21 protein-coding genes, 1 riboswitch and 1 other annotated feature are annotated in these 23,589 nt (G+C 37.0%); of the genes, 17 read left to right on the top strand and 4 right to left on the bottom strand.

Annotated elements, in window-relative coordinates; translation table 11 throughout:
• Positions 1-5 precede the first annotated feature (5 nt).
• Positions 6-308, bottom strand: a complete 303-nt coding sequence (locus GL301_RS08445) for a hypothetical protein (protein ID WP_003723256.1) — start codon at positions 306-308, stop codon at positions 6-8.
• A 206-nt stretch (positions 309-514) separates the two neighbouring features.
• Positions 515-623: riboswitch (SAM riboswitch) on the top strand.
• Positions 624-729: 106 nt separating this feature from the next.
• Between GL301_RS08445 and metK the strand changes: the two genes are divergently transcribed.
• Positions 730-1,929 carry a methionine adenosyltransferase gene (metK, locus tag GL301_RS08440; RefSeq protein ID WP_003727328.1) on the top strand — a complete coding sequence of 400 codons (1,200 nt, stop codon included), beginning with the start codon at positions 730-732 and terminating at the stop codon, positions 1,927-1,929.
• Between the two features lie 136 nt (positions 1,930-2,065).
• Complete coding sequence (gene asnB, locus GL301_RS08435) at positions 2,066-3,931, top strand: asparagine synthase (glutamine-hydrolyzing) (protein ID WP_003731601.1); 1,866 nt, start codon at positions 2,066-2,068, stop codon at positions 3,929-3,931.
• Between the two features lie 21 nt (positions 3,932-3,952).
• Here asnB and GL301_RS08430 read toward each other — a convergent pair whose 3' ends face one another.
• Positions 3,953-4,531: a tRNA 5-(aminomethyl)-2-thiouridylate-methyltransferase MnmM gene (locus GL301_RS08430; RefSeq protein WP_070298264.1), complete on the bottom strand. Its 579-nt coding sequence runs from the start codon at positions 4,529-4,531 to the stop codon at positions 3,953-3,955.
• Entirely contained in the window at positions 4,528-5,493 is a 966-nt protein-coding gene (locus GL301_RS08425) for a tRNA modification radical SAM protein MnmL/YtqA (RefSeq protein ID WP_003726270.1), read from the bottom strand. The genes GL301_RS08430 and GL301_RS08425 overlap by 4 nt, the downstream gene beginning before the upstream one ends.
• A 128-nt stretch (positions 5,494-5,621) precedes the next feature.
• Positions 5,622-5,823, top strand: a binding site (T-box leader).
• 73 nt (positions 5,824-5,896) lie between these two features.
• Between GL301_RS08425 and leuS the strand changes: the two genes are divergently transcribed.
• From leuS to GL301_RS08350, 15 genes are all read left to right on the top strand, one after another.
• On the top strand, positions 5,897-8,308 hold the full coding sequence (gene leuS / locus GL301_RS08420) for a leucine--tRNA ligase (RefSeq protein ID WP_003742319.1): 2,412 nt from the start codon (positions 5,897-5,899) through the stop codon (positions 8,306-8,308).
• Positions 8,309-8,395: 87 nt separating this feature from the next.
• Positions 8,396-9,247: a MurR/RpiR family transcriptional regulator gene (locus GL301_RS08415; protein ID WP_003727332.1), complete on the top strand. Its 852-nt coding sequence runs from the start codon at positions 8,396-8,398 to the stop codon at positions 9,245-9,247.
• Positions 9,248-9,387: 140 nt separating this feature from the next.
• Entirely contained in the window at positions 9,388-10,278 is an 891-nt protein-coding gene (gene murQ / locus GL301_RS08410) for an N-acetylmuramic acid 6-phosphate etherase (protein ID WP_003726267.1), read from the top strand.
• Between the two features lie 12 nt (positions 10,279-10,290).
• Entirely contained in the window at positions 10,291-11,739 is a 1,449-nt protein-coding gene (locus GL301_RS08405) for a PTS transporter subunit EIIC (protein WP_003731803.1), read from the top strand.
• A gap of 295 nt (positions 11,740-12,034) precedes the next feature.
• Entirely contained in the window at positions 12,035-12,277 is a 243-nt protein-coding gene (locus tag GL301_RS08400; RefSeq protein WP_003727334.1) for an ArpU family phage packaging/lysis transcriptional regulator, read from the top strand.
• Positions 12,278-12,477: 200 nt separating this feature from the next.
• Positions 12,478-13,227, top strand: a complete 750-nt coding sequence (gene rpsB / locus GL301_RS08395; protein ID WP_003723971.1) for a 30S ribosomal protein S2 — start codon at positions 12,478-12,480, stop codon at positions 13,225-13,227.
• A gap of 79 nt (positions 13,228-13,306) precedes the next feature.
• Positions 13,307-14,191 carry a translation elongation factor Ts gene (gene tsf, locus GL301_RS08390; protein WP_003726264.1) on the top strand — a complete coding sequence of 295 codons (885 nt, stop codon included), beginning with the start codon at positions 13,307-13,309 and terminating at the stop codon, positions 14,189-14,191.
• 558 nt (positions 14,192-14,749) lie between these two features.
• Positions 14,750-15,181 carry an Lmo1656 family SNX6-recruiting virulence factor gene (locus GL301_RS08385; RefSeq protein WP_003726263.1) on the top strand — a complete coding sequence of 144 codons (432 nt, stop codon included), beginning with the start codon at positions 14,750-14,752 and terminating at the stop codon, positions 15,179-15,181.
• A gap of 17 nt (positions 15,182-15,198) precedes the next feature.
• Positions 15,199-15,762: a VanZ family protein gene (locus GL301_RS08380; protein ID WP_003726262.1), complete on the top strand. Its 564-nt coding sequence runs from the start codon at positions 15,199-15,201 to the stop codon at positions 15,760-15,762.
• A gap of 793 nt (positions 15,763-16,555) precedes the next feature.
• Positions 16,556-17,050, top strand: coding sequence for a matrixin family metalloprotease (locus tag GL301_RS08375; RefSeq protein ID WP_003726261.1), 495 nt, complete (start codon positions 16,556-16,558; stop codon positions 17,048-17,050).
• Between the two features lie 15 nt (positions 17,051-17,065).
• A complete protein-coding gene (locus tag GL301_RS08370) occupies positions 17,066-17,686 on the top strand; it encodes a hypothetical protein (RefSeq protein ID WP_003744136.1) in 621 nt (206 codons plus the stop codon).
• A 403-nt stretch (positions 17,687-18,089) separates the two neighbouring features.
• The gene (locus GL301_RS08365; protein ID WP_010958925.1) at positions 18,090-19,859 is read left to right on the top strand and encodes an ABC transporter ATP-binding protein; all 1,770 of its coding nucleotides are present in this window, start codon (positions 18,090-18,092) and stop codon (positions 19,857-19,859) included.
• A complete protein-coding gene (locus GL301_RS08360; protein WP_003726205.1) occupies positions 19,843-21,648 on the top strand; it encodes an ABC transporter ATP-binding protein in 1,806 nt (601 codons plus the stop codon). Before GL301_RS08365 ends, GL301_RS08360 begins: the two co-directional genes overlap by 17 nt.
• An 80-nt stretch (positions 21,649-21,728) precedes the next feature.
• Positions 21,729-22,217, top strand: coding sequence for a CcdC family protein (locus tag GL301_RS08355; RefSeq protein WP_003723512.1), 489 nt, complete (start codon positions 21,729-21,731; stop codon positions 22,215-22,217).
• A 173-nt stretch (positions 22,218-22,390) separates the two neighbouring features.
• Positions 22,391-22,906 (top strand): hypothetical protein, encoded by a 516-nt coding sequence (locus GL301_RS08350; protein ID WP_003726203.1) that lies wholly within the window; start codon positions 22,391-22,393, stop codon positions 22,904-22,906.
• A 41-nt stretch (positions 22,907-22,947) separates the two neighbouring features.
• Here the strand turns inward: GL301_RS08350 and GL301_RS08345 are convergent, their stop codons facing one another.
• Complete coding sequence (locus tag GL301_RS08345) at positions 22,948-23,556, bottom strand: lysophospholipid acyltransferase family protein (RefSeq protein WP_003727338.1); 609 nt, start codon at positions 23,554-23,556, stop codon at positions 22,948-22,950.
• Positions 23,557-23,589 lie beyond the last annotated feature (33 nt).

Below are 23,589 nucleotides of genomic sequence, written 5' to 3'. Positions count from 1 at the left end.
GCTTTTTAGGCTGTTTTAGCTTTTTTCTTTTGTTTAGGTTTTTTTGACTTTCTGGAAATAAAACGAACGAGGCTAATAATAAGAGATACAACATATTCACCGAATGAACCGATGAATATGGCAATAGCTATTTCTGTTTGGGACATCCCGCCGCCGTAAAAACTAATGAAAAATACCACACCACTTGCAATTAGTCCCATAGTTGCTAGGAAATATTTAAACCAATATAAACGAAAAACAAAATCAAATAAACATAAAACTGCTAAAAATCCAAGAAAAATAATCAAGGATAGTGGAATTAAACTCATAGTTACAATCTCCTTTAGTTAAGTAAAACATCTTTTTTATCCATCTATCATACCACAGGTTACAAATAATGATAAGTGAAAAAATAATGAACGCTAATTTTCAGCTAATTTTAGCGGATAGATGACTGTTTTATCATAACACAAAACCGAATTATTATTGCATCTGGCACCAGTTTATGGTATTCTATCTTAGAATTAAAATTTATCTCTTATCCAGAGCGGTAGAGGGACTGACCCTTTGAAGCCCAGCAACCTACACATATAAGTGAAAGGTGCTAATCTGTTGCAGGAGTATTATCTTCTGAACGATGAGAGCAAAGGTATAATTATAGCCTTTCTCTATTCGTGCGCGTTTTGTGCAAAATAGAGAGAGGCTTTTTATATGAGACGTATTTGGAGAGAATTGAAGGAGGAAAATAAATTGGCTAAGAACCGTCATCTATTTACATCAGAATCGGTTTCTGATGGACATCCAGATAAAATTGCAGATCAAATATCTGATGCAATTTTAGATGCAATTATTTCAAAAGATCCGGACGCACGTGTCGCTTGTGAGACTACTGTGACAACGGGTTTAGTATTAGTAGCAGGTGAGATTACCACCTCTGTTTATGTGGATATTCCTAAAATCGTGCGTGATACAATTAAAGAAATCGGCTATACACGTGCAAAATATGGTTTCGATGCAGAAACGTGTGCCGTTTTAACAGCGATTGATGAACAATCCCCAGATATTGCGCAAGGAGTCGACGAAGCACTAGAATCAAGAAGTGGTAAGGAAATCGATGCGGCTATTGAAGCAATCGGAGCGGGAGACCAAGGATTAATGTTCGGTTTTGCAACAGATGAAACAGAAGAATTAATGCCACTGCCAATCTTTTTAGCACATGGCTTAGCACGTAAGTTAACAGAATTACGTAAAACAAATAAATTAGACTACTTGCGTCCCGATGCGAAAACACAAGTAACGGTGGAATACGATGAATTTAATCAACCAGTTCGGATTGATACAATTGTTGTTTCGACGCAACATCATCCGGACATTACGCAAGAGCAAATCGCAAAAGACTTGCACACGTACCTTTTCCCAGAAGTGATTGATGCCTCTTTCTTAGATGAAGATACGAAATACTTTATTAATCCAACTGGTCGCTTTGTTATTGGTGGTCCTCTTGGCGATGCGGGCTTAACTGGGCGTAAAATTATCGTGGATACATACGGTGGTTATGCGCGTCACGGCGGGGGAGCGTTCTCCGGTAAAGATCCGACCAAAGTTGACCGATCGGGCGCTTATGCTGCAAGGTATGTAGCTAAAAATATCGTTGCTGCAGGACTTGCTAAAAAAGTAGAAGTACAAGTCGCGTATGCTATCGGAGTTGCTCGTCCAGTTTCCATTTCGATTGACACATATGGAACAAGTGACTATTCAGAACAAGAATTAATTGATGGCGTTAATGAGCTATTTGATTTACGCCCAGCTGGGATAATTCATATGCTTGATTTGCGTCGCCCAATTTATCGTCAAACAGCTGCATTTGGTCATTTTGGCCGTAGCGATCTTGATTTACCTTGGGAAAGAACCGATAAAGCAGAAGCCTTAAAAAAATTAATCGTAAAATAAGCTTAACCGAACATTTCTTGTAAGGAATGTTCGGTTTTTTTCTTTCCTAAACAGTGCAAAGAAAGTCTAGTTATGATATGATAGACGTTGTGAAAAAAAGATAAAATGATTATCTATATAGAGGAGAAATGTTACCATGTGTGGATTTGTAGGATGCGTACATGACCGCATTACAGAAATTACTGGCGCTGATAAAGAAACCTTTAGACAAATGAACAGTATGATTACGCACCGTGGGCCAGATGATGAAGGATACTTCACAGATGATCACGTGCAGTTTGGTTTCCGCCGTTTAAGTATTATTGATGTAGAAAACGGTCATCAACCGTTAACGTATGAAAATGAACGTTACTGGATTATTTTTAATGGAGAAGTTTATAACTATGTGGAACTCCGTGAGCAATTAGTTGCTGAAGGAATGACATTTGAAACCGAAAGTGATACCGAAGTAATTATCGCTACATATGCGAAATACAAAGAAAAAACAGCAGAACGTCTTCGTGGGATGTTTGGTTTCGTTATTTGGGATAAACAAGAAGAACTTGTTTACGGCGCACGCGACCCATTTGGCATTAAACCATTTTTCTATGCAGAAGAAGATGGCAAATTGTTCATGGGTTCTGAAAAGAAATCCATTCTACATGCTTTAAAAGAAAAAGAATTGGATGAAGTTTCATTACAAAACTATATGACTTACCAATTCGTTCCAGAACCAGATTCCTTAACTAAAAATGTAAAACGTTTAGAACCAGGACATCAGTTCACGAAGAAAATTGGTCAACCAATGGAAATTACTACTTATTGGAAAGCATCTTTTGCACCAGTAACTAAATCAGAAGACGCATGGATTAAAGAAGTGCGTGACGTAATGTACGATTCTGTAAAAATGCATATGCGCTCTGATGTACCAGTTGGTTCATTCCTATCTGGTGGTATTGATTCATCGATTATTGCTGCGATTGCTAAAGAATATCATCCTGCAATCAAAACATTCTCTGTTGGTTTTGAACGCGATGGTTTCAGTGAAATCGATGTCGCAAAAGAAACAGCAGACAAACTTGGCGTAGAAAACATTAGTTATGTTATCTCACCTGAAGAATATATGAAAGAATTACCAAAAATTGTTTGGCATATGGATGATCCACTTGCTGATCCAGCTGCTATTCCGCTTTACTTCTTATCAAGAGAAGCGCGCAAACAAGTAACGGTTGCATTGTCCGGTGAAGGTGCAGATGAACTTTTCGGTGGTTATAACATTTATAACGAACCGAATTCCCTTGCGATGTTTAACAAAATGCCAAGCGTATTTAAATCAATGCTAAATAGCGTGGCGCGCATTATGCCAGAAGGTATGCGTGGTAAAAGTTTCTTAGAACGTGGAACCACTCCGATGGAAGAACGCTATATCGGAAACGCCAAAATGTTCACGGAAAAAGAAAAACAAATTTTACTTCCAAAATATCAAGCTGGTCATGACTATACGAACATTACAGATCCATTTTATGCAGAAACAACGAATTATCATCCTGTAGAAAGAATGCAGTACATTGATATTCATACGTGGCTTCGCGGAGATATTCTTCTCAAAGCTGACCGCATGACGATGGCTAATTCGCTGGAAGTCCGTGTACCTTTCCTTGATAAAGAAGTGTACAATGTGGCAAGAAATATTCCAGATACAATGAAAACAACCAATGGAACAACAAAATATATCTTACGTAAAGCGGCAGCAACATTTGTACCAGAACACGTACTTAACCGCCGTAAACTAGGATTCCCAGTACCAATTCGTCACTGGTTAAAAGACGAAATGAACGCTTGGGTTAAAAACATCATTAAAGAATCACCAACAGATCATTTAATTAACAAACAATACGTTCTAGGATTACTAGACGATCACTGTGCCGGTAAATTCGACTACAGTCGTAAAATCTGGACAGTTGTTATTTTCATGATTTGGTATGATGTATACGTAGCAGATAAATACGATTTTGGAAAATAAAAGAAAACCTAGACAAAGCTATTAATTAGCCTGTCTAGGTTTTCTTTTTTCGATGATAATGACGAATGGGGCATCATTTTTTTGATTAATAAATTGATAAGATAAAACGTGGAAATCTTGTTGTGGGATTGCTTCACAAAAAGTCACAACAGCATCTTTTTCGATTTTTCCAGCAGGGTGGCCGTGATATATAACGAGAATAACGACGCCACCAACTTCGAGCAGCTGCATTAAATGACCAATGCTTTCTAGCGTCGAATCAGCGGTTGTTGTAATTTCTTTGTCGCCACCTGGTAAATATCCAAGATTAAAAATAGCGGCGCGAACAGGTCTGGATGTGTACGCAGGGATACGTGCATGGCTAGCGCAAACGAGTTCCACTTGCGAAGAAACACCCGCATTTTCTAAACGAGCCTTCGTCGCATCAACAGCCATTTGTTGAATATCAAATCCAAGTACATGCCCATTAATACCAACAAGTTCCGCTAATAAAAGCGTATCGTGTCCATTACCACAAGTGGCGTCAATCACATAATCACCAGGACGAACTACTTTTCGTAGCGTATCATGAGCGAAGGGGAGAATGCCTCTTAAATTCATTCAGAAATCACTTCCACAGGTTGATAGTGTTTCCCTTGCCAGCTATCTCTTCGAACAAGTTCTGCATCAATCGCATTCAACACTTCAAACTTATTTAAACTCCAAACAGGGCCAATTAAATCATCTACGCCACCATCACCAGTAATCCGGTGAATAACCATCTCAGGCGGTAAGATCTCTAGTTGATCAGCGACTAAGTTTACATAGCCATCCCGAGTTAAAAATTCTAAGTCACCTTTTTTATAATCTTCTACCATTGGCGTTCCTTTTAATAAATGGAGCAAATGGATTTTGATACCATCCACGCCACTTTCGACTACTTTCCGCGTTGTTTCCATCATCATTTCTGGTGTTTCTTTTGGAAGACCGTTAATAATGTGGGTACAAATCCGGATATTGTGCTTTTGCAGTTTGTGCACTCCTTCTAGATAACAATCATAATCATGCGCTCGGTTGATTAAGCGGCCAGTCTCATCATGAGCAGACTGCAATCCAAGCTCCAACCATAAATAAGTACGTTCATTCAACTCAGCTAAATATTCCACCACATCATCTGGCAAACAGTCCGGTCTTGTCGCAATCGAAAGCCCAACTACACCCGGCTCATTCAAAACAGTTTCAAATTTCTCACGTAACTCGGCAACCGGTGCATGTGTATTCGTGAAAGCTTGGAAATAAGCGATACATTTCCCGTCTTTCCATTTCGTTTGCATCTTGTCGCGCACTTGCTGGAATTGTACTTTTAAATCAAGCGCTCGGTTGCCAGCAAAGTCCCCAGAACCAGCCGCGCTACAAAATGTACAACCACCATGCGCTACCGTACCGTCACGATTCGGACAATCAAAGCCGCCATCAAGCGCCACTTTGTATGTCTTTTGCCCAAATTCTTCTCTTAAGCAGTAGTTCCATGTATGATATCTTTTATTATCATTGCTATATACAAATGGATTCGTTTGTTTCACTAGTTTTAGACTCCTTCAAATGAAATTCTCCATTCATTTTAGCACATTTTACTACGAAAGTTAGATAAATCTTCAGACCGCTTGCTAAAAAAATGAAATTCAGCTACAATAAGACTAATGAATTTTGCGAAATAGCGATGAATTGGAGTAGTAATCTGCATATTTTGATGTAAAGAGAGCTGACGGTTGGTGCAAGTCAGTCACAAAATCTGGATGAACTTACCATGGAGCTTGGGTGTATCCCCGTTTTCCGCGTTAAGGAATTGATAAGTTGAGTGGTCAAACACTAATGTGGGTGGTACCGCGGGAGAAGCATCTCTCGTCCCATGGCGATAAGCCGTTGGGATGTAGGGATTTTTTTGTAGCCAAAATTCGATATTTTAAGGAAAAGAGGATGAGTAAAGTGACATTTAATCACAAAAAAATGGAACCAAAATGGCAACAATATTGGAGTGAACATAACACTTTCAAAACAACAGAAGATAAAAATAAAGATAACTTCTATGCACTAGATATGTTCCCTTACCCATCTGGAGCAGGTCTTCACGTAGGACATCCAGAAGGTTATACAGCAACAGATATTTTGTCTCGTATGAAACGAATGCAAGGGAAGAACGTCCTTCATCCAATCGGTTGGGATGCTTTTGGTCTTCCTGCAGAGCAATATGCAATTGATACTGGTAACGACCCAGAAGAATTTACCGCACTGAATATTGCCAACTTTACTCGCCAAATTAAATCACTTGGTTTTTCCTACGACTGGGACCGTGAAATCAATACAACAGATCCTGAATATTATAAATGGACACAGTGGATTTTTGAAAAACTATATGAAAAAGGTTTAGCTTATGAAGCCGAAATCGCTGTAAACTGGTGTCCGGCACTTGGTACTGTTTTAGCCAATGAAGAAGTTATCGATGGCAAAAGTGAACGCGGTGGCTTCCCAGTTTTCCGCAAACCAATGCGTCAATGGATGCTTAAAATTACCGCGTACGCAGATCGTTTGCTAGATGATCTTGATCTAGTGGATTGGCCTGAAAATATTAAAGATATGCAACGTAACTGGATTGGTCGTTCAGAAGGCGCAGAAGTTACTTTTAAAATTAAAGATAGCGATGAAACGTTTAATGTTTTCACAACACGTCCAGATACACTTTTTGGCGCAACATATACCGTTTTTGCACCAGAACACGAACTTATCGAAAAAATCACAACACCAGAACAAAAAGAAGCAGTTGAAGCTTATAAAAAACAAGTAGAACTTAAAAGCGAACTGGAAAGAACCGACCTTGCAAAAGATAAAACAGGTGTCTTCACAGGAGCATATGCGATTAATCCAATCAACGGTGAAGAAGTGCCAATTTGGATTGCGGACTACGTGTTGATTCAATATGGAACAGGTGCAATTATGGCCGTACCAGCCCACGATGAACGCGACTTTGAATTTGCGCAACAATTTGGTTTGAATATTCGTCCTGTTCTTGAAGGCGGCGACGTGACAAAAGAAGCATTCACTGGCGACGGACCACATATTAACTCTGATTTCTTGAACGGACTAGCTAAAGCCGAAGCGATTACCGCTGCGATTGATTGGCTAGAAAAAGAAGGCATTGGTAGCCGTAAAATCACGTATCGTTTGCGCGACTGGTTGTTCAGCAGACAACGTTACTGGGGTGAACCAATTCCAGTTATTCACTGGGAAGACGGGGAAACAACGCTTGTACCAGAAGACGAACTACCACTACTTCTGCCAAAAGCAACAGAAATCAAACCATCAGGAACAGGCGAATCACCACTTGCTAACTTGCATGACTGGGTAAACGTAACAGACAAAAACGGTCGAAAAGGTCGTCGCGAAACAAATACAATGCCACAATGGGCTGGCTCAAGCTGGTATTTCTTGCGTTATATCGATCCAAATAACAGCGAAGCAATTGCTGACAAAGAAAAACTAGCAGAATGGCTTCCAGTTGACGTTTATATCGGCGGGGCAGAGCATGCAGTGCTTCACCTTCTTTACGCACGTTTCTGGCATAAATTCTTGTACGATATCGGTGTAGTTCCAACAAAAGAACCTTTCCAAAAACTATTTAACCAAGGTATGATTCTTGGCGAAAATAACGAAAAAATGTCCAAATCAAGAGGTAATGTTGTTAACCCTGATGAAGTAGTAGAAAAATACGGCGCAGACACACTTCGCTTGTACGAAATGTTCATGGGACCACTAGAAGCTTCGATTGCATGGAACGAAAATGGACTGGAAGGTGCACGTAAATTCCTAGACCGCATCTGGCGCTTGCTAGTAACTGAAGAAGGCACACTCGCTGAAAAAGTGACAACTGATGCGAATGCTAACTTAGAAAAAGCATATCATCATATGGTGAAAACAGTTACCAACCATTACGAAAACCTGCGTTTCAATACCGGGATTTCGCAACTGATGATTTTCATCAATGAAGCATATAAACAAGATACGATTCCAAAACAATATGTCGAAGGTTTCGTTCAACTCTTGTCACCAATCGCACCACACCTTGCAGAAGAATTGTGGGAAATCCTAGGTCACACCGAAACAATCAGCTACGTAGCTTGGCCAACATACGACGAAACAAAACTAGTAGAAGATGAAGTAGAAATCGTACTTCAAGTAAACGGCAAAGTAAAAAGCAAAATCACCGTTGCCAAATCTCTCGAAAAAGAAGAATTAGAAAAAATTGCACAAGAAGACAACAAAATGAAAGAAAACCTAGAAGGCAAAACAATCCGTAAAGTGATTGTCGTTCCAGGGAAACTTGTAAATATTGTTGCGAACTAATAATGGAAACTGCTGGCTTCTGGCTGGCAGTTTTATTTTTGACCAATTTTTTGGTATAATTACGGAAAATGGAATGGAGAAAAGTTAATGAGTAATGGTAGTATTATCAATCGAATAGAAGGTATTTTAAATGATTTGCCGAAGTCAGAGAAAAAAATTGGCCAAGCAGTATTAGCAAATCCAGAATTTACAACTACTGCATCGATTCATAAACTAGCTCAAAAAGCAGATGCAAGCGGTGCGGCCGTTATCCGTTTCTGTAAATCAATCGGACTTCAAAGTTTTCCAGAACTAAAAAGACAATTATCATTAGATTTGGCTCAACCGCAAAAGAAAGGCTATTATGATATTGAACCAAATGAAGATTTTCATACCATCACAGAAAAACTAGTTTCCAACATGATTCAAACGATGAACGATACGGCTAGCCAACTAGATGAAGCCAAAGTTTTAGAGGCATGCGAATTACTCGGCGAAGCAGATACTATTTATACATACGGGGTCGGGGCTTCTTGGTTAGTAGCAGAAGATATTTCGCAAAAGTGGCTGCGTGCAGGGAAACATGTTTTAGCTACGCAAGATGCACATGTTCTAGCAATGGCTTTTGCAACGGGGAAGAAGAAAGCCGTTTTTATTGCTATTTCTAACAGTGGAGAAACATCAGAAGTCTTGCAACTCGTTGATCAAGCCAAACTGAACAACGTCATTGTTATTAGTCTTACACGTTTTGGTAGCAATAAGCTGAAGGAAAAAGCAGATTTATCTTTAGAAACTTCTCGTGCTCCAGAAGCTGAAATTAGAAGTACAGCAACAAGTTCAAGACAAGCGCAATTGCTAGTAATTGACATTTTATTTTACTATTATGCATCCCATCACTACGACGAAATGATTCAACAAATTAAACATTCTCGAGAGGCCACGAATCGTTTTAGAGAATAAAAGAAGATAGGTAGTAGCTTGATAATTAAAGCTACTGCCTATTTTTTTACTAGCAATTATAAATAAAAATTTTAATATTAAAATTATATATTGAAATTTTATTTCATTTATATTATACTGTGTTGGAAGGAGTGGTTAAAATGTTAGAGAATTTAGCAACAGAAGAACGAAATGAAAAAACGATTGACTTAGACACACTTTCTCCAAAAGAAATTTTAGCAGTAATGAATGAAGAAGATTTAACAGTTCCAATAGCTATAAAAAAGGTCTTACCTCAAATCGAGTTAATTGTAAGCGGTGTCATCTCGTGCTTTCAAAAAGGTGGCCGTTTGATTTATCTTGGTGCCGGAACAAGTGGAAGATTAGGAGTACTTGATGCAGCTGAATGTGTTCCAACTTTCGGGGTCTCAAAGGAGCAGGTCATTGGCTTAATCGCAGGTGGTGAAAAAGCTTTTGTAGCTGCAATAGAAGGTGCGGAAGATTCAAAAATACTTGGCGAAAACGACTTAAAGCAAATTAAGTTAACTGCAAACGATTTTGTTATTGGTATTGCTGCAAGTGGTAGAACGCCTTATGTAATTGGCGCACTTGATTACGCCAAATCTGTCGGGGCTAAAACCGGAGCAATTTCTTGTAATGCTAATGCAAAAATTTCAGCGCACGCCGATATAGCCGTAGAAGTTGTGACCGGAGCGGAAATTTTAACAGGTTCTACTAGGTTAAAAGCAGGAACAGCTCAGAAACTAGTATTAAATATGATTTCAACAGCTTCAATGGTTGGAATTGGAAAAGTGTATAAAAATTTGATGGTGGACGTTTTACCAACAAATAAAAAATTAGAAGAGCGCTCTAAACGAATTATTATGGAAGCTACAGAGGCTGATTACGAAACAGCAAATAAATTTTATGAAGCAGCTGAAAAACATGTCAAAGTTGCCATTGTCATGATCTTAACCAATTCAACCAAAGAAATAGCGTTAGAAAAATTAAGTGAAGCAAAAGGGTTTGTTCGAAACACCATTCAAAAATAAGGAGCTGGAATAATGACAAAAGAAGCAGAAATTGGAAAACAAATATTTATTCATGTCGGTGGAATGGAAAACGTTTCAAGAATTGCACATTGTATGACACGAGTTCGATTGGGGATAGTTGATAGTGACCTTGTTGATGTAGCTGGATTAAAAAAAGTTCCGGGTGTTATCGGTGTTGTAGAAGATGATACTTTACAGATTATTGTTGGACCAGGAGTTGTGAACAAAGTGGCCGGCGCAATGGCAGAAATGGCTGGTGTTAAAATTGGCGAAACGATTCAAGAAAATTTGGATAGCGGCACAAAAACTGGTAAGGAATTAGTCGAAGAAAAAGCATCCAAAACAAAAGCTGAATTAAAAGCAAAACAAAATAATTCATCTGGTTTTAAAAGATTACTAAAATCAATCTCTAATATTTTTGTTCCACTAATTCCGGGTTTTGTTGGAGCGGGATTAATTGCTGGTATTGCAGCAATTATTTCTAATAATATAACAGCTGGAAATTTAGATGCTGCTGTTTGGACTCAATATATTGATATTTTAGGAGTTATTAATAAAGGAATATTTGCCTTCTTAGCTATTTATGTAGGGATTAATACCGCGAATGAATTTGGTGGAACACCTGTACTCGGTGGTGGAATCGCTGGGATAACATTGCTTTCCGGATTAGCAGAAGGACATACAATTACAAACATTTTCACGGGGGATCCTATCGTAGCCGGACAGGGTGGCATTATCGGCGTATTATTAGCAGTTTGGTTAATGTGCGTACTTGAAAAAAACTTGCGCAAAATCATTCCGAATGCGATAGATATTATTTTTACGCCAACGCTTGTATTACTTATTATTGGTTTAGTAACTATTTTCTTAATTATGCCTTTTGCAGGACTTGTATCAGATGGTTTAGTTAACGGTATTAATTGGGTAATCGAAGTTGGAGGAGTATTCGCAGGTTTTGTGCTAGGGACGTTATTCTTACCAATGGTTATGTTTGGGTTACATCAAGTTTTAACACCCATCCATGTAGAAATGATTGCTCAAAATGGTTATACTATCTTACTTCCTATTCTAGCTATGGCAGGTGGCGGACAAGTTGGTGCAGCAATCGCGCTTTGGATTCGTTGTCGTAAAAATAAACCACTAGTAAATATGATTAAAGGGGGTCTACCGGTTGGAATTTTAGGTATCGGTGAACCATTAATTTATGGGGTAACAATACCACTTGGGAAACCTTTTCTTACAGCTTGTCTCGGAGGCGGTATCGGTGGGGCAGTAATCGGCTACTTTGGTAACGTCGGAGCAATTGCAATCGGCCCATCAGGAGTTGCACTTATCCCACTAATCGCGAATAATGAATGGCTTTCTTACGTCATCGGATTAATTGCAGCATATTTAGGTGGATTCATTTTAACTTATTTCTTTGGTACACCAAAAGACGCAATGAATAGCGTAGAATTGTAAGAAGTAATTGCAGTTCCACGGAAATTTGTACACATTGTAGTGATTTGATTAGAGAAGCTTCGAAATTAGTTTTATTACTAATTTCGAAGCTTTTTTACGCAGTTAGCATAACAAATAATGAATCTGTTTTGATAGTATTAAAGTAAAACGGGGTGTCAACGACGAAAAACAATATAGATTACATTAAAACAGTACAAAACATAAAAAGTTTTTTTGATGAATTTCAATATTTGGTTTTTCTGCTAGGTTCTAAAATAAAATAAAGCTCAATACAGACGGATTAATAGAAATAAAAGTGTTAACAGGCAATAAAATAAGTTTGACTCCTATAGGTCACTTAGTTCAATTTTACTTGGGAATATTAAATGACATGAAAGCACTACACCGCTTTATTTTAATTAAATGTTATATCGATAAACAAAAAGATATTTTAACGATGATGGAAATACCTTATGAAATTGCGCAATTTAAAAGAATAAAAAAACATGCTGTTCTTAGTTTAGCCGAAAAGCTTGAAATGATTGTTGAAAAAAATTAGTTATCGAAGAAAGAAGATATGTACCACGGGTTGCATATTTCCTGTTTTTATGGTATATTAGGAAACGGTGTTAAATCACACACGCACGGTGACAGACTGAGAAGGTGCTTAACGACTTGTTCGCTTAAGTTTTTCAGCTGGTTGATCCATGCGGAGGGCGGTTATCCGCAAAAAATAAACCAATAGGAGGGAATAACACAATGCCTGTTATTTCAATGAAACAATTACTCGAAGCAGGAGTTCACTTCGGCCACCAAACTCGCCGTTGGAACCCAAAAATGAAGAAATATATCTTCACAGAAAGAAATGGTATTTATATCATTGACCTACAAAAAACAGTGAAAAAAGTAGACGAAGCTTTCAACTTCATGCGTGAAGTAGCTAGCGACAACGGAACTATCCTGTTTGTAGGAACTAAAAAACAAGCTCAAGAATCCGTTCGCGACGAAGCTATCCGTTCTGGACAATATTTCGTGAATCATCGTTGGTTAGGTGGTACTTTAACTAACTTTGAAACTATTCAAAAACGTATTCAACACCTTAAAAAAATCGAAAGAATGGAAGCAGATGGAACTTTTGAAGTCCTTCCTAAAAAAGAAGTTGTCCTTCTTAAAAAAGAACAAGAAAAATTAGAACGCTTCTTAGGCGGAATCAAAGACATGAAAGGTCTTCCTGATGCATTATTCATCGTTGACCCACGCAAAGAACGTATTGCGGTTGCAGAAGCTCGTAAACTTCATATTCCTATCATCGGTATTGTTGATACAAACTGTGATCCGGATGAAATCGACTACGTAATCCCTGCAAATGATGACGCTATCCGCGCGGTTAAACTTTTAACTGCTAAAATGGCTGACGCTATCATTGAAGTGAACCAAGGGGAAGAGTTAACGGAAGCGGAAGTTGCTCCTGTAGAAGAAAAAGCTACAGAAGAAACTACTGAAGCATAAGATTTTATTTGAAACTTTCAAGGTGATAAGGCACTATTCTTATCACCTTTTTTAAAGAGAAAAATTGGAGGGAAAATAAATGGCTAATATTACAGCTCAAATGGTAAAAGAATTACGCGAAAAAACTGGTGCTGGTATGATGGATTGTAAAAAAGCACTTGTAGAAACAGAAGGAGATATGGAAAAAGCAATTGACTATCTTCGTGAAAAAGGAATCGCTAAAGCTGCGAAAAAATCTGATCGTGTTGCTTCTGAAGGTATGACTCATGTAATCAGCAATGAAAAACATGCCGTAGTACTTGAAGTAAATGCTGAAACAGATTTCGTTGCTAAAAACGATAACTTCCAACAATTAGTTGACGCTTTAGCTAAACAAATTCTTGCAGTTCGTCCAGATAGCTTAGAAGATGCGCTTAAAACAGAAATGCCTAATGGTCAAACTGTTCAAGACTACATCACTGAAGCAATTACAAAAATCGGTGAAAACATTTCCCTTCGTCGTTTTGAAGTAAAAGAAAAAGCAGACAACTCTGCTTTCGGTGAATACATCCACATGAACGGACGTATTGGTGTTCTTACACTTCTTGAAGGAACTACTGATACTACTGTTGCAAAAGACGTTGCAATGCACATCGCTGCAATCAACCCTAAATACATTTCTCGTGAAGACGTTTCTACTGAAGAAGTGGAACACGAAAAAGAAGTATTAACTCAACAAGCGTTAAACGAAGGCAAACCAGCTAATATCGTTGAAAAAATGGTAGAAGGCCGTTTGAAAAAATATCTAAGCGAAATTTCCTTAGAAGACCAACCTTTCGTTAAAAACCCAGACATCACTGTAGGTGACTACGTGAAACAAAGCGGTGGTAAAGTTGTATCATTCGTACGTTTCGAAGTAGGCGAAGGAATCGAGAAAAAAGAAGATAACTTTGTTGAAGAAGTAATGAGCCAAGTGAAAAAATAAATCCACTTTAAATCGATTTTATATGATATCAAAACCCCGTATTTTCTTAGGAAATACGGGGTTTTTATTTTTTTGATTTCATTTGAATATCATACAATATCAAATGATTGTGGGATTTTTTTAATTTTATTTTATCCCACAATTTTCTAGATTTCTTACAATCTGTCTTTCATCGTACTCATTAATTTTTCTCGTGTCTCGTCTGTCGTAGGTGAATAATTATACTATATTATTCACCTAGTAATAAATAAAACTGATAAATAATTAAATAAATAAGGAATATTCATAAGTGAAATAACGCATATCTTGGATTGATATGTATTTTTTGTGATAAATAGAAACAGGAATGTTTAAAATGTGAATAGTAACTGATAATGAGTATTATCTTATAACCAAAAAACTTAATGATACTCACGTTGTGTAAAAATATCTCTAATAAGCTCCATTTTCTAGTCGTTCACGACAAGAATCGGACATTTCATTACATTTTTGGTTATACATCGCTTTTTTATGATACTCTTGCATTGCAACTATTGATTACAAAAAGGAGGCAACAAGATGAACAGAAAGATGAGATTATTAAAAGGACTAATGGCTTTCATTGTAGGTGTAAGCATTATAGCAACCCCAATTATTACAGTCTATGCAGCAAGTAATAAAGTAGCCATTTCGATGAACCGTCGAGCTGTAAATGGTGCTACAAATGGAAAATATCATTCATTGAACAAAGGAACGGTTAAATTGAAAGTTTCGGCTAAAGGTTTCGGGAATAGTAACCCCAACTCGTGGGTAACTTTGCACAAAGAGAAATTTGGAATAGATGATTATTTTGGCAGAGTCAGTATTTCTTCAGGAAAGAATTATTTTTATAAAAATAAGACAAAAGAATTTCCAACAAAAGCAAATGCGAAATCAAGTAAATACTATTTAAAAGCTGAAAAAGCGATGGATTGGTACACAGTGAAAATCGAAGGAACCATTAGTAACTAAGAATTAGGAGAGTTAACATGCTTAGATTTTCTGGATTAGTAATGACAATCGCTTTAATTGTATATATTGTCTTTTTCTTATTAAGATGGTTGAAAAGACGAGAAAAATTAGAGATGATTATCTTTAAAACATGTTTATATGTATATGCTTGTGGTGTAATCAAGTATACAATTTTTCCCCTTATGTTAAATGCTTTCTTGATAGAAGATACAAAAATATTTGTAACAGGCCCTTATATGAATTTAATTCCTTTTAATTCAATAAGTGAAATGTTTATTGCAGAAAGAGAATCCGCTGCTTTTCAAATAGTTGCAAATATTATTATGTTTGTTCCCCTTGGAATGCTTTTACCATTATGTTATCCAAAATTAAGATGGAAAAGTGTTTTTGCTATAAGTTTTATAGCAACCGTCGGGATTGAACTTGCTCAATTATTACAGGATCTTATTTATCAATCGCCCTTTAAGTTTGTCGATATTGATGATGTAATACTGAACTTTTCTGGGGGTATTATTGGATATATGATTTTTGTTATGTTTAGGCCTTTGTTAAGGAAAATGGGATTATACCCAAATGTATAAAAAATTAAAGACATCTAAGTAAAATTATTAGATGTCTTTTTTATTATAGTATTGTTGTAAAGTGCACATCACACAACTTCAGAACTATTGTCATATCAACGCGTTTAAAAACTTATTATTTGTTCCAAGTGAAATAAATCTATTAATGATTTAACCCCGTATTTGCTACACCTTAAATAGATATTAACACAAAGGAAGTACAACATGAAAAAAATCATCAAGATTATTTTTATTGGATACATTATGGACGATGATTCAAACAAAAGAAGGGATGGATTCACCGCTCTGGCTTCCATTGCTTTACTAAGTTAATATACCGCTCATGAATATTTATGCGATAAAAATATAATATTTTATATATTGAGAGAGATAATTGTATTAAATATTCATGGGTAGTTCCTATTAGGTGAACATTTAGTGAAGTATATGTCATAAAATGAATAAAAAACTAATAATCGCTCTAAAACGAGTGGAAATAGGCCTTTTTAGGCAAAGTTATTTCAGAAAGAGTAAGAATAATTCTAAATAAGAATGCTTTTTAGTCATTCACGACATAAAACAGACATTTCATTACATTTTTGGTTATACACTCAGTTTTCGTGTTACAATTTTTTTGTTCGATGAAAGGTAATAAAAAGCACAGTCTACTACGGGAAAATGATGGGTGATTGTATGTTTTAAAGTGAGGTGAATACAAAAAGGGAGTGAGTTTGTAAGATAATAGTTTGTTTTATGACAATATGTTTGAGGCTACACTTTATTAATTATTACATACAAAGAGGGAGAGCGGAGAATGAAAAAAATTATATCATTATTAGTAGCATTTGTATGTTTGTGGAGTATTTTACTTCCAGGACATGAAGCAGATGCAGCGGCAAAAATCAATAGCTGGGACTTAGTAGATTCTAGTAAACACCTAGATTACTCGGGGAATTCAAAGTATATGTCATTTATTCGATCTGGCGCTAATACTTGGAATGCTTATAAAAAAGGAGTTATTAGACCAGCTTCAGGAGCGAATAAATCAGACGTATATTGTAGTGATATTTCAGCCAATAATAATATCAATGCAACGACTTATAGTAACGGGAAAATTACTTTTAACAAGAAAAATATGGATAAAAAAAATAATGCTGGGAAACAAAATGTTGCTACACATGAGTTGGGACATGGCTTGCGACTCGGGCATAATGCTTCTAGTGACGTAATGTATCAGTATAGCACGTCCAAAACTACTTTATCTACAAATGATAAACAATCCTATGATGCAGCATATAAAAAATATTAAAAAGGGGTACTAACATTGAAAAAAACAACTATGGGAATAATCGCTTCAGCAATTAGTATTTTAACTATCGGGTGTTTTTTAACAATAAACACATATGCCGAAAAAGCTGAACCAAAGAAGAAAGAAGTACCAACATATGCCATTTTTTCTGATTATACACTGGATGTAGATAATCCAGATGAAGTGGTCGAGGATGCAGATTATGTGTTTGTAGGGAAAGTAACAGAAGAAACTGGAACAATCTATAAAAATAAAACGCCAATCGAACAAGAAGATGGTTCAATCGAGTATATTGGTGAAGCTTATACAAATTACAAAGTAGAAGTCATTTCGAATTTGAAGAATGAACTAACGCTGAATAAGGAAATTGCACTTGAAAAACAGGGTGGTATTCGTGAAGATGGTTCTGCTTATGATGTTTTTGAAGATGACCAGTTACCAGAAGAAGGCGAAATCTATATTTTCACTGCTTATACGCAAGACGATGGATCACTCCTTGTAGCAGGTGGGAATTCTACCATTTCTTTCGATGAAAAAACGAAAAACATTGATACAGAAAAAGAAGTGAGCAAAACGGAAGAGTTTGAATTATATGAAGAGGCCGTTGAAAATCAAGTTACTTCCAACGAAAATTAAATAAGCCATTATAAAGCATAGCGATTCTGGCATGAATCGTTATGCTTTTTTATATAGTCGAAGGATTTCGAGAAAAAGCCTAATAAAAATAATTTTTAAACAATTTGCAATTATTTGTTGCGCTTTCAAAAAAAATCGGTTAAACTAATAACGTTGCATAATAAAACAAAGGAGGAATGGACGATGAATAATTATATGAAGACTTCAAACAAGGCATTATTGCGCTTAAAAATAGAATTTATTTCACCGGATCATTTCGCGAGGAAGGGAACTCTCCTTTAATTTGGTTTTATTTTATACAAAGTGGTGACAAATAAATATATTTTTTCGGGTAATAATGGGCAGAAATAGGTCCATTATTTTTATTTGTCCAATTTTAAGGAGAAAAGGGAGGGATTGTTGTTTGAAAATTTATAAAGCATTGGGTTGGTTTTTTAAAGAAAATTGGAAATCTTATGCATTTGGAGTAACCATTTTGTTTACGATTGCGCTTTTACAGTTAGTTCCGCCGCAAATTATTGGCTATACGGTTGATGCCGTAACGAACGACTCACTGACAAAAGACAAATTGATTAAATGGATGATTATTCTAGTTGTAGCAGCGATTCTTGCATACGGTGGTCGCTATGTTTGGCGGATGTTAATTTTTGGTTCTGATAATAAATTACAACGCACTTTACGTTTACGATTATTTGAACATTTTACCAAGATGTCGCCATTTTTCTTTCAACGTTATCGTACTGGGGATTTAATGGCCCATGCGACGAATGATATTACAGCTATTCAACAAGTAGCGGGGATTGGCGTTTTGACCCTATCAGATTCTGTTCTAACAGGGGGAACGGTTATTGCGACAATGGCAATAACGATTGATTGGCGCCTAACCTTGATTGCATTACTTCCAATGCCGTTTATGGTACTCGGAAGTTCGATTTTAGGTAAAAAGTTACACGACCGTTTCCACGGGGCACAAGCTGCTTTTTCAATGTTGAATGATAAAACGCAAGAGAGTATTTCTGGCATTAAAGTAACACGGACATTTGGACAAGAGAAAGAAGATATTCAAGATTTTGCAAAACAAACCAAAGAAGTCGTTCAAAAAAATATTTCTGTCGCTAAAGTGGATGCGATGTTTGATCCGATGATTTCCATTATTGTGGGGATTTCATTTGTTCTTTCACTAGGATTTGGCGCGAAATTCGTTGTGGATGGAGAGTTGACTATTGGACAAGTGATTGCTTTTTCGAACTACTTATTCTTATTAATTTGGCCGATGTTAGCATTTGGATTTTTGTACAATATTATTCAACGCGGGAATGCTTCTTATGATCGTGTGCAACATTTACTCGCCGAAAAAGAAGATGTACTTGACCAGGAGGGCGCACTAGATACGGTTCCAGTTGGGGACTTACAAGTTGCAATGGACAAATTTACCTATCCTGATGAGAGTGAACCAGTCTTGTCAGATATTCATTTTGAATTTAAAGCTGGGGAAACACTGGGTATTGTTGGTCGAACTGGTTCTGGGAAAACATCCTTATTAAAGCTTTTAATGCGAGAATATGATACGTATGAAGGTAAGATTGCTTTTGCTAACGTGAAAATTCAAGACTATACGGTTCGAGCTTTACGAGAAGCAATTGGCTATGTGCCGCAAGATCAGTTTTTATTCTCCACAACGGTACGAGATAATATTCGTTTTGGAAAACCAGATGCACCGCAAGAAGAAGTGACGAAGATTGCAAAGCTTGTGGCTGTAGATGAAGATATTCTTGGTTTTGAAAATGGCTATGATACGATTGTCGGCGAGCGCGGGGTTTCACTCTCTGGTGGTCAGAAGCAGCGTCTTGCTATCGCACGAGCGCTAATTATGAATCCTGAATTGCTTATTTTAGATGATGCACTTTCGGCAGTAGATGCGAAAACAGAAGAACAAATTTTAGCTAATTTAAAAGAGAATCGTTCGGATAAAACGACAATCATTAGCGCACACAGACTTAGCTCTGTCGAACATGCGAATCTAATTATCGTGATTGATAAAGGGCAGATCGTGGAACGTGGAACGCATAAGGAACTAATGGCTTTAGATGGCTGGTATGCAGAAATGTTCCACGAGCAACAACTGGAAGAAGCACTAGAAGAAGGGGGTGCAGCAGATGGAAGCGATGAATGAACAAGATGAAATGTTAGTGATGTCCGGTAAAGAACATCGCGAGGTTTTAAAAAGAATGCTTAGTTATACCAAATATCATATTCCGAGTTTGATTTGGACAGGTGTGCTTGTTCTTCTCGTAACGCTTGCGGATGTCTTTGCACCAATCTTGATTAAGATATTTTTGGATGATTATTTAACACCGATGAATTTGGAAATGCAGGCTTTGCTAATTCTTGGTGCGGGATATTTGGGACTTACGATTGGGAAATCAGTTGTTTGGTATTTCCAACTGCTGTTCTTCCAAAAAATCGCGCTTGAAATTGTGCAACAAATGCGGATTGATATTTTTACAAAACTTCATTCGCTAGGTATGCGTTATTTTGACAAAACGCCTGCAGGAAGCATTGTGTCGCGCGTGACAAATGATACCGAAGCGGTGAAAGATATGTTTATTAATGTGCTTTCAACAGCGATCCAAAGTTTGTTTATGCTTGTAGGGATTTATGCGGCGATGTTTGCGCTCAATGTTCAATTAGCGTTATATAGTTTGCTGTTATTCCCACTTATTGTCTTTATTATTTTTGTTTACCGGAAATACAGTTCGCAGTTTTACCGGGCGAGACGAGAAAAATTAAGTCAATTAAATGCAAAAATTGCTGAGTCGATTTCAGGAATGTCGATAGTTCAACAATTTAATCAAGAGCGTCGTTTAGTAAAAGAATTTGAGAAAATCAATAAAGATTACTATGACGTCGGAATGAAAAATATCAAATTTAATGCGCTATTACTTGGACCGGCGATTGATTTGATTTACGCGTTGGCTGTAGTGATTATTCTTAGTTTCTTTGGTGCAGAGTCATTAATAGGACCGGTAGCGATTGGTACAATTTATGCCTTTATTAGTTACTTTGATCGTTTTTTAGAAGCGATTTATAATGTAATGGAACGGCTAGCAATGTATCAAGAGGCGATTACGGCGGCTTCCCGAGTATTTCGTATTATGGATGAAACAGAAGAAGTGCCAGCCCAATTGAACGATCCAGAGGCAAAAATCACACGCGCTAAAATTGAGTTTAAAGATGTTTCGTTTGCTTATGAAGGTGGGCGTGACGTTCTTAAAAATATTAGCTTTACGGCTGAACCAGGACAAACGGTGGCGCTTGTTGGCCATACTGGGAGCGGGAAAAGTTCCATTATCAATTTAATGATGCGTTTTTATGAATTTGAACGTGGCGATATTTTAATTGATGGTAAGTCGATTAAGTCTCACGAAATTACAGAACTGCGTAAGAAAACTGGACTAGTTTTGCAAGATAGTTTTATGTTTTATGGGGATATTAATACAAATATTCGCCTCTACGATAAAAGCATTACAGATGAACAAATTGTGGATGCTGCGAAATTTGTTCAAGCGGATGGCTTTATTCAAACATTATCCGATGAGTACAACCATAAAGTGATTGAGCGAGGGGCTTCGTTTTCAAGTGGGCAAAGACAGCTGATTTCATTTGCCAGAACGGTTGTGACGAATCCGCAAATTCTCGTTTTAGACGAAGCGACAGCGAATATTGATACTGAAACAGAAAGCTTAATTCAAACTGGGTTAAAACGAATGAGAGAAGGACGTACGACGATTGCGATTGCGCATCGACTTTCGACAATTAAGGATGCCGATTTAATTTTAGTTTTATCTAAAGGACGAATTATTGAACGTGGTACACATGATACACTAATCGCAGAAGAAGGAGTGTACCATTCCATGTATCAATTACAAAATAGCGGAATGGATTTAGACGAAGCACTTTAAGCAGAGAAGTTTATTTCAAACGGTAAAAGGAATATAATGAGGAGCGAAGTGTTACAGCAGATTAGTAGGGGGAATTAAAAGTGTCATTAATCATTTCAATTATCATTACACTTGTTTTTGGAGCTGGAATTATCATGATAAGAATGAAAGCATCGAAGCGTCCAGCAAGTGTGAAAGGGATTATCATACCACCAATTATGATGTCAACAGGCGCTCTCATGTTTGTTATTCCTTTTTTCCGTGTTTCGTGGGTAGATATTTTAGAAGCTATAGCAATGGGGCTTGTGTTTTCTGTTATTTTAATTTGGACAACAAAATTCGAAATTCGTCATAAGTACGTATTTATTAAACGTACAAAAGCTTTTCCAGTTATTTTGATGGGACTGTTACTCATTCGAATCTTCATCAAGTACTGGATTAGTGGTAGTCTGGAAGTGGGAGAGTTGTCTGGAATGTTCTGGATAATGGCGTTTGCGATGATTGTACCTTGGCGAATTGTGATGTATTTCCAATATAAAAATACCGAAAAAGAGCTTAATAAAGTAGAAGTTAGTGGAGAGTACGAATAATAGTGAAAGCATTTTCTAAAACAGCTTGAATTATTCCGTATGAATAGCTTATAATGAATAATGTTACATCGTGAGTAATGTTACTTGCCGGATGGGTGAAGCATATCCGAGACTGACGCGGCCAGTTACAAAAGGGCTTCCGAGTTTGGCTTGAAAAAAAGGAGGACATCATCTTGAAAAAATGGTTATTAGTAGTTTTAACTTTAGCACTAGGATTGTCGCTTGCGGCTTGTTCCGGTTCTAACAGTTCTGACAAAAAAGAAGACACAAAAAAAGAAACAACAAGTGATAAAGACAAAGTACTAAATTATTACATGGACTTAGTAGACGTTGTTAATGAAAACAATGGCGATTACAACGCTTATGTAGGAGCAGTTGGCGCAGATCCTAAACCATCTGAAGCAGACCTTGCAGCTCTTGCGAAACCAGCTAGTGAATCAGCACTTAAAGTATCTGAAGCACTTGCTAGTGAAAAAACACCAGACCTTGGTAAATCCACAGATGATTTCAAAGCAGCTGTGAAACAATTAAGTGATGCTTACAAATTAGAAGCAGACGCACTTAAAGCTAGTGGTCGTGATACAACAAAAGCAGACGAAGCGATGGCAAAAGCGGACGAAGCAATTGCTGGCGTATTAAAAGATGCTGGACTTAATCCCTCAAGCATTACAACTGATACAGCTTCCTGATAATAAAAAAGACAGTTTCCTAATGGAAGCTGTCTTTTTTATTATTTATTTTTTGTTTGATTAATTTCATTTTGAAGTTGTTCAAAAGTCGCCATTAATTCTTGAGATTTAACTTCTAGTAGCTCTTTTTGGTCAAGTTCGGTATCATTGAATAATACCGGATCGCCAAAACGAATAATGATTTTTTTGCGTTTTAAAATTTCTCCAAATGTTTTTGGCCCATCATAAACGGCAGGTAGCATTGGAACTTTTGCTTTATGAGCGATAGTTACTGCACCGCGTTTTAAATGAAGGTTGGTCGTTTTTCTAGTTCCACTCGGGAAAATCCCAACTACTTTACCGGATTTTAACATCCGGATTGGGGCTTTAATGGCGCTTGGTCCGGGGTTATCGCGATTGACTGGAAAGGCGTTAAGGTGCGTCATGAGCCAGTTAAGGAATTTACCTTTGAAAAGCTCTTGTTTCGCCATATAATGTACCGGTGTTGGCGATAGGGCGAAACCGAGGTATAAGATTTCAATCCATGACGTATGCGTGGACACAACAACGTATGGTGCTTCAATGATTTTGTCTTTGTTTTGTACTTGAAATCGTCCACCAATAATAATTAAAATAAAATGAACGAGGTTTTTTGCGAAATGATAAAACAACTTCTTCACTCCCAGTATTGCTAGTTATTTTTT

The sequence above is a fragment of the Listeria sp. LM90SB2 genome (assembly GCF_028867355.1).
GTDB lineage: Bacteria > Bacillota > Bacilli > Lactobacillales > Listeriaceae > Listeria > Listeria monocytogenes_B.
The sequence above is the reverse complement of the archived record's forward strand: the minus strand, read 5'-3'. Positions and strand labels throughout refer to the sequence as shown.

What these genes read in the sequence shown, in the direction of transcription:
- GL301_RS08445 (WP_003723256.1), bottom strand. Translation starts at nt 308, where the DNA reads ATGAGTTTAATTCCACTATCCTTGATTATTTTTCTTGGATTTTTAGCA.
- GL301_RS08430 (WP_070298264.1), bottom strand. Translation starts at nt 4,531, where the DNA reads ATGAATTTAAGAGGCATTCTCCCCTTCGCTCATGATACGCTACGAAAA.
- rpsB (WP_003723971.1), top strand. Translation starts at nt 12,478, where the DNA reads ATGCCTGTTATTTCAATGAAACAATTACTCGAAGCAGGAGTTCACTTC.
- murQ (WP_003726267.1), top strand. Translation starts at nt 9,388, where the DNA reads ATGTTAGAGAATTTAGCAACAGAAGAACGAAATGAAAAAACGATTGAC.
- tsf (WP_003726264.1), top strand. Translation starts at nt 13,307, where the DNA reads ATGGCTAATATTACAGCTCAAATGGTAAAAGAATTACGCGAAAAAACT.
- GL301_RS08360 (WP_003726205.1), top strand. Translation starts at nt 19,843, where the DNA reads ATGGAAGCGATGAATGAACAAGATGAAATGTTAGTGATGTCCGGTAAA.
- GL301_RS08415 (WP_003727332.1), top strand. Translation starts at nt 8,396, where the DNA reads ATGAGTAATGGTAGTATTATCAATCGAATAGAAGGTATTTTAAATGAT.
- GL301_RS08405 (WP_003731803.1), top strand. Translation starts at nt 10,291, where the DNA reads ATGACAAAAGAAGCAGAAATTGGAAAACAAATATTTATTCATGTCGGT.
- asnB (WP_003731601.1), top strand. Translation starts at nt 2,066, where the DNA reads ATGTGTGGATTTGTAGGATGCGTACATGACCGCATTACAGAAATTACT.
- GL301_RS08385 (WP_003726263.1), top strand. Translation starts at nt 14,750, where the DNA reads ATGAACAGAAAGATGAGATTATTAAAAGGACTAATGGCTTTCATTGTA.
- GL301_RS08375 (WP_003726261.1), top strand. Translation starts at nt 16,556, where the DNA reads ATGAAAAAAATTATATCATTATTAGTAGCATTTGTATGTTTGTGGAGT.
- GL301_RS08380 (WP_003726262.1), top strand. Translation starts at nt 15,199, where the DNA reads ATGCTTAGATTTTCTGGATTAGTAATGACAATCGCTTTAATTGTATAT.